The following is a 13403-nucleotide window of genomic DNA, read 5'->3' on the forward strand; positions in this document are numbered from 1 at the left end:
CGTCGTGCTGCCTACCGAGCATCGGCTGAGGCGGCGCGAAGACTTCGCGACCGCGGTACGCCGAGGACGCCGGGCCGGACGCCCGCTTCTCGTCGTCCATCTACGTAGCGGTGCAACGGACCCGCACGTGCCAGGGGAGAACCTTCCCCCGGCCCGTGCGGGTTTCGTCGTGAGCAAGGCCGTGGGTGGAGCAGTCGTACGCAACACCGTGAAGCGCAGACTCCGTCACCTCATGCGCGACCGGCTGGCCCTGGTGCCCCCCGGTAGCCTGGTAGTAGTACGAGCGCTGCCCGGAGCGGGCGACGCCGACCATGCACAGCTGGCCCGAGACCTGGATGCCGCCCTGCAGCGGCTGCTGGGAGGGGGCGCGCGATGAAGTACCCGCTGCTGGCCCTGATCAAGCTGTACCAGTGGACGATCAGTCCGCTCCTGGGCCCGGTGTGCAAGTACTACCCGTCGTGTTCCCGCTACGGCTACCTGGCCATCGACCGGCACGGTGCGATCAAGGGAACAGCGCTCACGGCCTGGCGCATCCTGCGGTGCAATCCGTGGTCGCTCGGTGGTGTCGACCATGTTCCGCCGCGCAAGCGTCCGCGGTGGCACGAGATGCTGCGCGCTTCCTGGCGCGAACGCAAGGGCGGGACCTCCGCCGCAAGCGAGCCGAGCGGGGACCTTCCCCTGGGCACGGCCGCCGAGACCGAGACCCCGTCCCATGCTCAAGGAGCCTGATTAGTGGACACGATTGCCAGTCTCTTCAGCTTTATCACGACACCAGTTTCGTGGATCATCGTCCAGTTCCACTCGGTGTACGGGAAGATCTTCGGTCCCGACACGGGCTGGGCCTGGGGTCTGTCCATCGTGTCCCTGGTGATCCTGATCCGGATCTGCCTGATCCCGCTCTTCGTGAAGCAGATCAAGGCCACTCGGGCCATGCAGACGCTGCAGCCCGAGATGAAGAAGATCCAGGAGCGCTACAAGAGCGACAAGCAGCGCCAGTCCGAAGAGATGATGAAGCTGTACAAGGAGTCGGGTACGAACCCGCTCTCCTCGTGCCTTCCCATCCTGGCGCAGTCGCCGTTCTTCTTCGCCCTGTACCACGTGCTCAACGGCATCGCGACGGGCAAGGAGATCGGCGTCATCGACGGCGATCTCCTGGAGAGCGCGCGTAAGGCGCACATCTTCGGTGCCCCGCTGGCCGCGAAGTTCATGGACAGCGCCGACAAGGTCGCCTCGCTCGGCGCCACGCTGACCGACGTCCGCGTGGTCACCGCCCTCATGATCGTCCTGATGTCGGCCTCGCAGTTCTTCACCCAGCGCCAGCTGATGACGAAGAACGTCGACACCACGGTCAAGACGCCGTTCATGCAGCAGCAGAAGATGCTCATGTACGTCTTCCCGATCATGTTCGCCATCTTCGGCATCAACTTCCCCGTCGGTGTCCTCGTCTACTGGCTGACCACCAACGTGTGGACCATGGGCCAGCAGATGTTCGTGATCCGCAGGAACCCCACCCCGGGCTCCAAGGCCCAGGCCGCCTTCCTGGAGCGCCTGCAGAAGCAGGTCACGCACAACAAGAAGGTGCGCGGACGCGGCAACACGAACGTGATCAAGGCGATCGTCGCCAAGGGCCGGGACCGCAACGAGTTCGAGCGGAAGTTCATCAACGGTCTCACCAAGGCGGGTCTCGCGGCTCAGGCCGACGGCACCGTGGTCCAGAGCGACGCCTCCGTCGTCACCGAGACCGAGGACGGCACTCCCGCCGGCGGCGCCCCGAAGCGGCAGCAGCCCAAGCGCCAGAGCAAGTCCAAGCGCCAGGCAGCCCCCACGCAGGCCGCGGGCGGTGCCACCAAGGCGGAGCCCGCCGACGCGAAGACGTCGCTGGAGAAGACCGCGGCCGAGCCCGCGAGCGACTCCGGCGCCTCCCCCCAGACCAAGCAGGCCGGTGGCAACAACAAGCAGGGCAACAAGCCCGGCTCCGGTCAGCGCAGCCGTGCCAAGTCGGGACAGCAGCGCAAGGGCCAGCAGCGGCCCAAGCACCCGTCCTCCAAGAAGTAGAAGGAGCCCATCCCGTGACGGAAGGCACCACCACCTCCGCCGCAGCTGAGGCCGGCGACACCCTCACCCGCCTTGAGCAGGAGGGGGAGATCGCGGCGGACTACCTCGAGGGTCTGCTGGACATCGCCGACCTCGACGGTGACATCGACATGGATGTCGAGGCCGACCGTGCCGCTGTGTCGATCATCAGCGACAGCGGCAGCCGTGACCTGCAGAAGCTGGTCGGCCGCGACGGTGAGGTTCTGGAGGCCCTCCAGGAGCTCACGCGTCTCGCCGTGCACCGGGAAACCGGTGACCGCAGCCGCCTGATGCTGGACATCGGTGGTTACCGCGCCAAGAAGCGCGAGGAGCTCTCGGAGCTGGGCGCCAAGGCCGCGGCCGACGTGAAGAGCAGCGGTGAACCGGCCAGGCTCGAGCCGATGACGCCGTTCGAGCGCAAGGTCGTGCACGACGCGGTCAAGGCCGCCGGCCTGCGCAGCGAGTCCGAGGGCGAGGAGCCGCAGCGCTTCGTCGTCGTACTCCCCGCCTGATCGCGCCCCAGCGTTTTCCGGCCCCGTCTGTTCGCAGGCGGGGCCGGTCTTTGTCAGCCTGATAAACAGCCACCGACAGACAGCCAGCCCAGTGCGGTACGGAAGGACGGTCCCCGTGACGGAGGCAGCGGAGCTCCCCCCGGCGCCGGAAGAAGCCCGGACGGTATTCGGTGATCGCTTCTCGGACGCGGTCCGCTACGCGGAACTGCTGGCCGACGCGGGAGTCCAGCGCGGCCTGATCGGTCCTCGCGAAGTGCCGCGGCTGTGGGAGCGGCACCTGCTGAACTGCGCCGTGCTGTCCGAGGTCGTGCCCGAGGGCGTCACGGTGTGCGATGTCGGCTCCGGTGCCGGACTGCCGGGCATCCCGCTGGCCCTTGTCCGGCCGGACCTGAAGATCACGCTCCTTGAGCCGCTGCTGCGGCGCACGAACTTCCTCACCGAAGTCGTCGAGCTGCTCGGTCTCGACCATGTGACGGTCGTGCGTGGCCGGGCCGAGGAAGTGCTCGGCAAGCTCCCTCCCGTCCACGTGGTGACCGCGCGTGCCGTTGCTCCGCTGGACCGCCTGGCGGCCTGGGGTGTCCCGCTGCTGCGCCCGTACGGGGAGATGCTGCTCCTCAAGGGAGACACCGCCGAGGAAGAGGTCAAGACGGCAGGTGCCGCCCTGAGCAAGCTCGGCGCCGTCGACACCTCTGTACTGCACGTCGGCGAGGGAGTGGTGGACCCGCTGTCCACCGTCGTACGGGTCGAGGTCGGGGAGAGCCCCGGCGGTGTGCGCTTCGCGGCCAAGCGGGCCAAGGCCGCCCGCACCGGACGCACGCGCCGTCGCCGTTGATCCGTCCTGACGACGAGTCGTACTCCACAAAAGCTGCCAAACGTACGCATACCGGGGTGTCGCACCAGCGGCACCCCGGCTTCCGTGCATCGTGTTTCACGTGAAACGTCGCTCACTGCTGCATGGCATCATCAACCGCGGCCGCGCTGCGGAACCTCGCGACCGTCGACCACTCGGTTCCCTCGATAAGGGCACGGAGTTGTCCACAGAGGTGGATTCATCCACAGAAGACCGGGCCTCGCTGGTTCACGACCCTGAAAGCATGGGAGGCTCTGTTCATTGCGAGCCTGATGTCGAGGAGAGTGAATCCTTGCGGTCCGACGCCAACATCGCGGGACCGATGACCGATCCGGTCCCCGGTCCCCGTACCGAATCGGAGGGGGAGGATGTTTCACGTGAAACACCGACCCCGATGGACGACACACCCATCGGTCGTGCTGCCCAACTGGCGGTGGAGGCCCTCGGCCGCGCAGGCGAGGGCCTGCCCCGTCCCGAGCAGACCCGCGTCATGGTGGTCGCCAACCAGAAGGGCGGTGTGGGCAAGACGACGACGACCGTCAATCTCGCCGCCTCGCTCGCCCTGCACGGCGCACGCGTCCTGGTGATCGACCTCGACCCGCAGGGCAACGCCTCTACAGCTCTCGGTATCGACCACCACGCCGAGGTGCCGTCCATCTACGACGTCCTGGTCGAGAGCAAGCCGCTCGCCGGAGTCGTCCAGCCGGTCCCCGACGTCGAGGGTCTCTTCTGCGCCCCGGCCACTATCGATCTCGCCGGTGCGGAGATCGAGCTCGTGTCGCTGGTGGCACGGGAGAGCCGACTCCAGCGAGCCATCCAGGCGTACGAGCAGCCGCTGGACTACATCCTCATCGACTGCCCGCCGTCGCTCGGCCTGCTGACGGTCAACGCCATGGTGGCCGGCGCGGAGGTGCTGATCCCCATTCAGTGCGAGTACTACGCACTGGAGGGACTCGGCCAGCTCCTCCGCAACGTCGACCTGGTGCGGGGGCACCTCAACCCGAACCTGCATGTGTCGACGATCCTGCTCACCATGTACGACGGCAGGACCCGGCTCGCCTCCCAGGTGGCGGACGAAGTGCGCAACCACTTCGGCGACGAGGTCCTGCGGACGAGCATCCCGCGGTCGGTCCGTATCTCCGAGGCCCCGAGTTACGGCCAGACGGTGCTCACCTACGATCCAGGATCGAGCGGCGCCCTCTCGTACTTCGAAGCAGCACGCGAGATCGCGCTGCGCGGAGTCGGAGTGCGCTACGACGTCCAGCACGCCCACATGGGCGCTCAGAACGACCAGCACAGCATGACGGAGGGGATGCAGTGAGTGAGCGACGCAGAGGACTGGGGCGAGGCCTCGGTGCCTTGATCCCTGCAGCCCCGACGGAGAAGCAGCCCCCGCAGAGCGCGAGCGGAGCCTCCACGTCTCCTTCGGCGGTGCCGGTGCTGACCGCTGAGCGAGGCGTGGCGGCCGCGAAGGTGACGGCACTCCCGCAAAGTCCTGTTTCACGTGAAACAGCGGAGCCGCCGCAGCAGGCTGCGGAGACGCCGGAGAGCCAGTCGGTGGCCGGCGCGTACTTCGCCGAGTTGCCGCTCGACGCCATCTCCCCCAACCCGCAGCAGCCGCGAGTGGTCTTCGACGAGGACGCTCTCGCGGAGCTGGTGACCTCCATCAAGGAAGTCGGCCTTCTCCAGCCGGTCGTCGTACGGCAGCTGGGTCCCGCACGCTATGAGCTCATCATGGGCGAGCGGCGCTGGCGGGCCTGCCGGGAGGCGGGCCTGGAGCGCATCCCCGCGATCGTGCGGGCCACGGACGACGAGAAGCTCCTGCTGGACGCGCTGCTGGAGAACCTGCACCGTGCCCAGCTGAACCCGCTGGAAGAGGCCGCCGCCTACGACCAGCTGCTCAAGGACTTCAACTGCACACACGACCAGTTGGCGGACCGCATCGGCCGGTCCCGTCCGCAGGTCTCCAACACCCTGCGCCTGCTGAAGCTCTCGCCGACGGTCCAGAACCGGGTCGCCGCCGGGATCCTCTCGGCGGGGCACGCGAGGGCGCTGCTCTCCGTGGAGGACTCGGAGGAGCAGGACCGGCTCGCCCACCGGATCGTGGCCGAAGGACTCTCGGTGCGTGCCGTCGAGGAGATCGTGACCCTCATGGGTTCGCGGCCGCAGCGCGCTCCGAAGGCGAAGGGGCCGCGCGCCGGTGCCCGGCTGTCGCCGGCGCTGAGCACCCTCGCCACCCGGCTCTCCGACCGGTTCGAGACCCGAGTGCGGGTGGACCTGGGCCAGAAGAAGGGGAAGATCGTCGTTGACTTCGCCTCTCTTGAGGACCTGGAGCGCATCCTCAGCACGCTGGCTCCGGGCGAGGGCCCGGTCCTGAAGAACGGGCTGGCCGAAGACGATTCGGACGAGGCCTCCGAGGGCGACAAGGCCTGACCTACAGAGACAACAGCACCGCGAGAGCGGGTCGTGTCCGGTCTGTACCGGAACACGGCCCGCTCTTTGCTTTCTGGCGGTTTCGATGCAATCTCATCGTGGATACGATGCGTTCAGGTATGGCGCATCCACCTGACGGCACCTCATTGGGGAGGCGGGGGCCATGCGATCGATGAGCCGCACCGGACTGATGACAGCGGGCCTCGGGCTGGGAGCGGTCGGCGGCTTCGTCGGCAGCCTGCTCAAGGAACGCAGCGCGCTGACAGCCGCCCGTAGTGCGGCGGCCGATGGAAGTGAGGAACCGCCTTCATGGGGCGTCGGCTCGTACCGCTCACACTGGACAACCTCCCGGACCTTCCCAAGCGTTGCCGCACCTGCGTCTTCTGGGAGCTGGACCCGGTCAGTGGCGAAGCGGCGGTAAAGGCAGGAACTCCGGACCTGGAGAAGGAGGCGTGGATCTCCGCCGTCCTCCTGGAGTGGGGCTCCTGCGGCCGGGTCGTCTACGTGGACGACGTACCGGTGGGATTCGTGCTCTACGCACCCCCGGCATACGTTCCCCGCTCCACGGCGTTCCCCACGAGCCCCGTCTCGCCGGATGCCGTTCAGCTGATGACAGCGTGGATCATGCCCGGCTACCAAGGGCAGGGGCTCGGGCGGGTGATCGTGCAGACCGTCGCGAAGGATCTGTTGCGCAGAGGGTTCAAGGCGATCGAGGCCTTCGGGGACGCTCGGTGGGAGAAGCCGGCATGCGTGCTGCCCGCGGAGCACCTTCTTGCGGTGGGCTTCAAGACGGTTCGCCCCCACCCCGCCTATCCACGGCTGCGGCTCGAACTGCGTACGACGTTGTCCTGGAAGGAAGACGTCGAGCTGGCGCTCGACCGGCTGCTGGGAGCAGTACAGAAAGAGCCGGCGCTCCGGCCGCTGTGAGCCGAGACCCCAGTCCTCAGGACGAGTTCCCGTAGTGGGCGGCCATCGCGGCTGCGCGATGACGCAGGGACGTGCGCAAGGACTCAGGGGCCAGCGCTTCCGCGTCCGGGCCGAGTTGCCACAGCGCCCATTCAGCGTGTCGTGAGTCCTGGTAGGTCACCTGTAACCGCAGCTGACCATCCGCGTCGGGTTCCTCCGCGCGGACGGCCAGCGCGGTGGCCAGCAGCTCCTCGCGCCGCGCCGGGTCCACCCGTACCAGCACGGTGATGTGGTCGCTGTCCGAGAGGAACTGCGTGGAGCGTTCCCGCCAGATCCGGTCCAGGTCGACCTGGTTCGGTCGCTGTGCCGTCTCGGGGAGGGCTTCGGCGGCCAGCACCCGTGACAGGCGGTAGGTGCGGTCCGCGCCGGATCTCGTGGCCAGCAGGTAGGCCCGGTCGCGAACGGTGACCAGGCCGATCGGGTCGACCGTGCGCCACTGTGGTGCCTGGTCCGTGGTCGCCGCGTAGTGGATGCGCAACTTGCGCCCGGCGAGCACCGCACGCCGGACCTCGATCATCGTGCTGTCGGCCACCTCTTCGGAGACCAGTCGACGGGAGAGCAGATCGGTCTCCGGGTCCACGAGGAATCGTTGCGCCGCGTCACTCGCGGTGGCCCGATGGCTTTCGGGCAGTGCGTCGAGCACCTTCCGCATGGCCGAGGCGAGTGCCGAGCTGAGGCCGAACACCTGCTCGCCGCGCTGTGAACCGGCGGTCAGCAAGGCCAGGGCCTCGTCATGGTTGAGGCCGGTGAGCTCGGTCCGGAAGCCGGGCGCCAACGCGAAGCCACCGTGCCGACCGCGTTCGGCGTAGACCGGGACCCCGGCCGTCGACAGCGCCTCGATGTCGCGCAGCACGGTGCGGGTGGATACCTCCAGCTCGCGGGCGAGGGTGTCCGCGGTCAGCCGACCTCGCTGACGCAGTAGCAGTACCAGCGAGACCAACCGGTCGGCGCGCATGCGGGAACGTTATCGAAATACGTGACCAAGGATGTCGTGAATTGTTGCGAGGCTCTGTAGCACGACGTCGAAGCCGACGGCTGACGAGCCGATGGCGTCCGTACTCCCTTGATGCGAATGGAGCTGACGTGGCAATGGAACGCACGGCGATCAACCCGGTGACGTGGTCGGTCGAGATGGGGTTCAACCAGGGAGAAGTCGTCTCCGGGCACACTCGGACGCTGTTCATCTCGGGGCAGACCGCGATGAGTGGCGAGGGCAAGCCTCAGCACGAGGGCGACATGGGGGCGCAGTTGGCGCTGAGCCTCGACAACTTGGAGGCGGTGCTCAGCGAGGCCGACATGACTCTCGCGAACGTCGTCCGGCTCAACGTCTACACGACCGACGTCGACCTGCTTTTCCAGCACTACGGCGTGCTGGCAGGGCGGCTGGGCGCGGCTGCGGTGGCACCGGCCACCACGATGCTCGGGGTGACGCGGCTGGCGATCCCGGGCCAGTTGGTCGAGCTTGAGGGGACAGCCGTCGCTTCACGCGTCAGCGCCGAGGACGCGGCCGCTGAAAGGCGAATGGACCAGCCCCATGGGGACTGGTCCATTCGTGTTTCACGTGAAACATCGCCACCGACTACTCGGCGATGAAGTCCGCCAGGTCCCTCTCGATGGCCGCCTTCGGCTTGGCGCCGACGATGGTCTTGGCGACCTCGCCGCCCTGGTAGACGTTCAGGGTCGGGATCGACATGACGCCGTACTTGGCGGCCGTGCCGGGGTTCTCGTCGATGTTGAGCTTGACGACCTCGATCTTGTCGCCGTGCTCGGACGCGATCGCCTCCAGGGAGGGCGCGATCTGGCGGCACGGGCCGCACCAGGCAGCCCAGAAGTCCACCAGTACGGGCTTGTCGCTCTTGAGGACGATCTCCTCAAAGGTGTCGTCCGTTACGTTCTGCAGGTTGCCGGCCACTGCGGCTCCTCATTTCTCGGGGTGGTGTGGGGGCGGGGTAAGGCTCAGACGCTGGCGGTCGGCGTCTTCTCGGGCTCGGGGGCCTCGGCGTCGGACAGCGCTGCCAGGAAGCGCTCGGCGTCGAGAGCGGCGGAGCAGCCGGTGCCCGCCGCCGTGATCGCCTGACGGTAGGTGTGGTCGACCACGTCACCGGCGCCGAAGACACCGGTCAGGTTCGTCCGGGTGGAGGGCGCGTCCACCTTCAGGTAGCCCTCGTCGTCCAGCTGCAGCTGGCCCTTGAAGAGCTCCGTGCGCGGGTCGTGACCGATCGCGATGAACAGACCCGTCACGGGCAGCTCGGACGTCTCGCCGGTCTTCAGGTTGCGCAGCGTCAGACCGGAAAGCTTCTGCTCGCCCTTGATCTCGGCGACCTCGCTGTCCCAGACGAACTTGATCTTCGGGTCGGCGAAGGCGCGCTCCTGCATCGCCTTGGAGGCACGCAGAGTGTCGCGGCGGTGCACGATCGTCACGGACTTGGCGAAGCGCGAGAGGAAGGTGGCCTCCTCCATCGCGGTGTCGCCGCCGCCGATCACGGCGATGTCCTGGTCCTTGAAGAAGAACCCGTCGCAGGTGGCGCACCAGGAGACGCCGCGTCCGGAGAGGGCGTCTTCATTCGGCAGGCCGAGCTTGCGGTGCTGGGAGCCGGTGGTGACGATGACGGTCTTCGCGTGGTGCACGGTGCCGGCGGTGTCCGTCACGGTCTTGATCTCACCGGTGAGGTCGACGGCGACGACGTCGTCGGGCACGAGCTCGGCGCCGAAGCGCTCGGCCTGGGCGCGCATGTTGTCCATGAGCTCGGGGCCCATGACACCGTCCTGGAAGCCCGGGAAGTTCTCCACCTCGGTGGTGTTCATCAGCGCACCGCCGGCGGTGACGGCGCCCTCGAACACCAGCGGCTTCAGCGACGCGCGCGCGGTGTAGAGCGCCGCCGTGTAGCCGGCGGGCCCGGAGCCGATGATGATCACGTTACGGACGTCGGTCACGGCTTGATTCCTCGTCTCTGGGGACTGCTGCGTACTGCTGGCGGGTGCCTGTCTCAGGGCTCTCACCCCACCCAACGGATCCTACGGCGCTTGCATTCCCGGACGTGTCCGCGCGCACGGAAGTGCGTCAGGACGAGGAGTGCCATGGGCCACAGGACCGTCGGTCGTGGCGTCAGCTCTGCGGGTAGGCGTGCGTCGCGAGGACCTTGCCCGCAGTGGGTGAGGACTTGCCCACGCAGGCGGCGTCGACGATGTACGCGGACACCTTGGTGCTGTCCGAGTCATGGGGCACCACGACGAGGTAGGCGCGCTTGCCCTCGTACGAGCCCTGTTCGGCGGCGAGTGGTGTCTTGGTCCCGACGCCGCGCTGGATGCAGTCCGGCACCTGGACCGTGCGCATCGGGGACGTGTCCTTGGGCGACAGCGGACTGGAGCGGGTGTCGATCTCGCCGGTCCCGTTGCCGGAGTTCTTCTTGAGGAGATCCGCGACGCGGCCCCCGAGCTTCTCTTCGGAGAAGGAGTTCGCGGTGTCCCGCCGGTCCGGAGGCGTGCCGGCCGTCCCGCCGGAGTCGCCGCCCATGGTCTGGATCAGCAGAGTGCCGAGGCCGATGGCGGCCGCGGTGAAGACGGCGCCGAGCGCCGCGGTGCGTCGGCGCGTGCGACGCAGGCGGCTGCCGCGCCCTGGGCCGGTGGCCGCACGGGAATGGCCCGCAGGGCGGTCCGTCGTCCCTGACGGAGTGGAGGTGGACGTTGTTTCACGTGAAACACGCGCGGCGGCGGACGCCGGGCGGGAAGTGGACGACGAAGCCGCGACCGCCACGGCCTCGGACACAGGGTCCTCGGAGGGAAGGTCTTCGGGGCTGGTGGAATCCAGCAGCGCTTCGGCGGCGAGCGCCGCGTCGATGCGTCCGGCGACGTCGTCCGGCATGCGTGGAGAACCCGGCAGCGTACCGAGCATGCTCCGGATCTCCTCCAGAGAGGCGTAGACGTCGGCACAGAGCTCACAGCTGTCCAGGTGCCGCCGCACGTCGCTCGTGCGGGAAGGGGGGAGCAGGCCTTCGGTCAGATCGGAGATCTCGGCGACGTCCGGGTGCCCGCCCGCCGAGTCGGTCGCGGTTGTCACGCTCGCCCACCTCCGCCCTTCACGGCAGCTGAATCGCTTGGTCCTGTGTCCCGTGGCCCTGCTGCCGGTGGGACGGATGCCCCCTGCGCCCGGTTCCTTCCCGGGCCGGACTTCTTGCTCCCCTCTTCGGCACCGCGGTCCTCGTCGCGCGGAGGCGGCCCCGTACGCAGATGAGTGAGCAGCGGCAGCAGTCTGGCTCTGCCGCGCGCGCAGCGGCTCTTGACCGTGCCCGTGGGGATGTCGAGGACGCGGGCCGCCTCGGCCACCGGGTAGCCCTGCATGTCGACCAGCACGAGAGCGGCGCGCTGGTCGTGGGGAAGGGTGCCGAGGGCCTCCAGGAGCTCCCGGTGGAGGTCGCCCCGCTCGACCGGAGCCGCAGCCGACTCCTCCGGCTCCAGGAGCTGCTCGAGGCGCTCGGTGTCATCGATCGGCGAGGTCTTGCGGGAGGCCGCCTTGCGCGCTCGGTCGAGGCAGGCGTTGACGGTGATGCGGTGCAGCCACGTCGTCACCGCGGACTGCCCACGGAACGTGTGCGCCGCGCGGTAGGCGGAGACCAGGGCGTCCTGCACCGCGTCAGCGGCCTCCTCGCGGTCCCCCAGGGTGCGCAGCGCGACGGCCCACAGCCGGTCGCGGTGGCGCCGCACCAGCTCGCCGAAGGCGTCCTTGTCGCCGGCGACATGAGCGGCGAGGAGGTCCTGATCGCTCAGGTCGCCGTGCGCGGCGCTGTCCACCGTCGAACCCCCTCCCCCGGTGAGCTGTGGCGGGCCGATTCCTCAGCCCTTGAGCTGCACGTCCTTGATGGCTTGCTTGTACCCGGCTCCGTAGTACCCGTCGATGCCGGAGTTCGGGACGTCGGTCACCCAGAGGAGCACGTACTGCGACTTCACGGCCTTCTTGGCCTTGATCTTCACGGTGGTGCTGGTCGTGGTGGCCGTGCCGATCTTCTTCATGGACTCGATGCCCGTCGAGGGGGACAGCGCATCCGTGGCGTACAGCGAGACCGTGGTGTGGTCGCCCCCGTACAGAAGGGACACCGACGCCTCGGAGACCTCTTGTTCCGAGCCGAGGTCGTAGACGATACCGACGCCGGGCTTGTACGGGGCGAGCCGAGGCCCCTCCTCGAAGGTCTTCGTGCGCCAGAGGGATGTGCGGTCCTTGTCGAAGGTGTGAGGGACGTTCTCCGGGTCCTGGGCCTTGCCCTCCAGGACGAGCTCCTGGCCGTTCTTGATGCTGACCCGCTTCTTCGGCTTGGGCTGTCCCTTGTCACCACCCGTCGTGGTGTGCGTCTTGCCCGGGTCACTGGAGTTCTCGCGGTCCATCAGGGCGTCCGCCAGCTGCCAGCTGCCGAGGCCGAGGGCGGCGATGAGCAGCGCGGAGACGCCCCACTTGAGGACCCTGCCGGTTCGGCTCTGCAGCGGGGGCGGCGGGGCGGGCACGGGCTGAGTGATCCCGGGGTGGGCCGCGGGGCGGCCGTACGTGCCCTGCTGGTACGTGGTGCGCTGGTACTCGGGCGGCGCGGTGAAAGCGGGCTCCGGCGGACGGATGCGGGGCATCTCGCCGATGGCCTTCACCAGCTCCTCCGGCGTCGTGCACGGAGGTTCCTGGCGTGAAGCGGTCGCCCCGTCGTTGACGAGCGCGCGCATGGCGAGCTCCGAAAGGCCCCGGTGGACGCCTGCGCGCACCTGGTCGGGGGCGATGAGCCCGACGCCCTTGGGCAGCCCGGAGAGGCCGTACGCGTCGTCCTCGTACGGCCAGCGCTGGGTCAGGGCGGCGTACAGGAGAGCGCCGATCGCCTCCGTGTCCGTGCGCTGCGGGGTCTCGGAGCTGATCCCGCGCAGCGCGGCGTTCACGGCGAGGCCGCGGATGCGGTACTGGCCCGTGGAGGTGCGCAGTACGGCGCTCGGGGTGAGCCGCAGGTGTGCGAGGCCCTCACGGTGCGCGGCGGCCATGGCCTGGGAGACCTGGCTGACGAGCTGGTAGGCGTCGTGTGCCTCGAGCGGGCCCGCGGCGAGGACAGCGGTGAGCTCCGTGGCGTCCGGAAGCCACTCGTGGACGACGTAGACGAGTTCGTTCTCCTCGACGGCGTCCAGTACCTGTACGAAGCGCGGGTCGCCGAGCAGCGCCGACGAACGGGCCGCCGCGAGGACCGAGCGGGCCCGCGGATGGTCGGCGGGCAGGAGGTGCACGCCGACAGCCCGGCGCAGCTTCTCGTCGACCGCACGCCAACTGCTGAAACCGTCCAGACGGGTGACGCACTCTTCAAGCCGATAGCGTCTGGCGAGCTTGTGACCGCTGTGCAGTTCTGGGGGTGAGGACGCCCCGGGCCTCGTGGACCTGTCTGTCTCCGCCGCCTCTTCGTCTGCTGCCGTGTCCCGCTCCCGGGTCTGGGCCTCCCCGTCGGCCGTGGGCTGCTCCGCCTTGGCGGTCAGCGGCTCATCACCGCTGTTGTCTGCCACGTCGACGGCAGCCGTGCTCCGTTCCGCCACCGTCGTTCCTGCCTCCCCATCCATTG

Annotated in this window: 14 protein-coding genes and 1 pseudogene; 9 read left to right on the forward strand and 6 right to left on the reverse strand. The window is 68.6% G+C overall.

Going from position 1 to position 13403, the window contains the following annotated elements; all coding sequences use genetic code 11:
• Positions 1 to 4: 4 nt before the first annotated feature.
• The 8 genes from rnpA (at position 5) to ACZ4Z4_RS31765 (ending at position 6795) form a co-directional block, all read left to right on the forward strand.
• Positions 5 to 376, forward strand: a complete 372-nt coding sequence (rnpA, locus tag ACZ4Z4_RS31730; RefSeq protein WP_468335000.1) for a ribonuclease P protein component — start codon at positions 5 to 7, stop codon at positions 374 to 376.
• Positions 373 to 729 carry a membrane protein insertion efficiency factor YidD gene (gene yidD, locus ACZ4Z4_RS31735; RefSeq protein ID WP_468335003.1) on the forward strand — a complete coding sequence of 119 codons (357 nt, stop codon included), beginning with the start codon at positions 373 to 375 and terminating at the stop codon, positions 727 to 729. The genes rnpA and yidD overlap by 4 nt, the downstream gene beginning before the upstream one ends.
• A gap of 3 nt (positions 730 to 732) precedes the next feature.
• Complete coding sequence (gene yidC, locus ACZ4Z4_RS31740) at positions 733 to 2055, forward strand: membrane protein insertase YidC (RefSeq protein ID WP_468335006.1); 1323 nt, start codon at positions 733 to 735, stop codon at positions 2053 to 2055.
• A gap of 14 nt (positions 2056 to 2069) precedes the next feature.
• A complete protein-coding gene (locus tag ACZ4Z4_RS31745) occupies positions 2070 to 2585 on the forward strand; it encodes a Jag family protein (RefSeq protein ID WP_468335008.1) in 516 nt (171 codons plus the stop codon).
• 115 nt (positions 2586 to 2700) lie between these two features.
• Entirely contained in the window at positions 2701 to 3417 is a 717-nt protein-coding gene (gene rsmG, locus ACZ4Z4_RS31750; protein WP_468335012.1) for a 16S rRNA (guanine(527)-N(7))-methyltransferase RsmG, read from the forward strand.
• A gap of 262 nt (positions 3418 to 3679) precedes the next feature.
• Entirely contained in the window at positions 3680 to 4756 is a 1077-nt protein-coding gene (locus ACZ4Z4_RS31755) for a ParA family protein (RefSeq protein WP_468335014.1), read from the forward strand.
• Positions 4753 to 5868 (forward strand): ParB/RepB/Spo0J family partition protein, encoded by a 1116-nt coding sequence (locus ACZ4Z4_RS31760; protein ID WP_468335017.1) that lies wholly within the window; start codon positions 4753 to 4755, stop codon positions 5866 to 5868. The genes ACZ4Z4_RS31755 and ACZ4Z4_RS31760 overlap by 4 nt, the downstream gene beginning before the upstream one ends.
• 309 nt (positions 5869 to 6177) lie before the next feature.
• Positions 6178 to 6795: a GNAT family N-acetyltransferase gene (locus ACZ4Z4_RS31765; protein ID WP_468335020.1), complete on the forward strand. Its 618-nt coding sequence runs from the start codon at positions 6178 to 6180 to the stop codon at positions 6793 to 6795.
• Between the two features lie 16 nt (positions 6796 to 6811).
• Here the strand turns inward: ACZ4Z4_RS31765 and ACZ4Z4_RS31770 are convergent, their stop codons facing one another.
• Positions 6812 to 7789 (reverse strand): helix-turn-helix transcriptional regulator, encoded by a 978-nt coding sequence (locus tag ACZ4Z4_RS31770; RefSeq protein ID WP_468335023.1) that lies wholly within the window; start codon positions 7787 to 7789, stop codon positions 6812 to 6814.
• A gap of 134 nt (positions 7790 to 7923) precedes the next feature.
• On the opposite strand from ACZ4Z4_RS31770, the pseudogene ACZ4Z4_RS31775 reads away from it, so the two are divergent.
• Positions 7924 to 8316 (forward strand): annotated as a pseudogene (locus ACZ4Z4_RS31775) (RidA family protein); the annotation flags it as partial.
• Positions 8317 to 8413: 97 nt separating this feature from the next.
• Here ACZ4Z4_RS31775 and trxA read toward each other — a convergent pair.
• The 5 genes from trxA to ACZ4Z4_RS31800 all read right to left on the reverse strand — a co-directional run bounded on the left by trxA (position 8414) and on the right by ACZ4Z4_RS31800 (position 13377).
• Positions 8414 to 8746 (reverse strand): thioredoxin, encoded by a 333-nt coding sequence (trxA, locus tag ACZ4Z4_RS31780; protein ID WP_468335026.1) that lies wholly within the window; start codon positions 8744 to 8746, stop codon positions 8414 to 8416.
• Between the two features lie 44 nt (positions 8747 to 8790).
• The gene (gene trxB, locus ACZ4Z4_RS31785; protein ID WP_468335029.1) at positions 8791 to 9768 is read right to left on the reverse strand and encodes a thioredoxin-disulfide reductase; all 978 of its coding nucleotides are present in this window, start codon (positions 9766 to 9768) and stop codon (positions 8791 to 8793) included.
• A 172-nt stretch (positions 9769 to 9940) separates the two neighbouring features.
• On the reverse strand, positions 9941 to 10891 hold the full coding sequence (locus tag ACZ4Z4_RS31790) for an anti-sigma factor family protein (protein ID WP_468335032.1): 951 nt from the start codon (positions 10889 to 10891) through the stop codon (positions 9941 to 9943).
• Entirely contained in the window at positions 10888 to 11622 is a 735-nt protein-coding gene (gene sigM / locus ACZ4Z4_RS31795) for an RNA polymerase sigma factor SigM (protein WP_468335035.1), read from the reverse strand. Before sigM ends, ACZ4Z4_RS31790 begins: the two co-directional genes overlap by 4 nt.
• A gap of 42 nt (positions 11623 to 11664) precedes the next feature.
• A complete protein-coding gene (locus ACZ4Z4_RS31800) occupies positions 11665 to 13377 on the reverse strand; it encodes a protein kinase family protein (RefSeq protein WP_468335038.1) in 1713 nt (570 codons plus the stop codon).
• Between the last annotated feature and the right edge of the window lie 26 nt (positions 13378 to 13403).

The organism is Streptomyces sp. NPDC030245 (genome assembly GCF_055572995.1).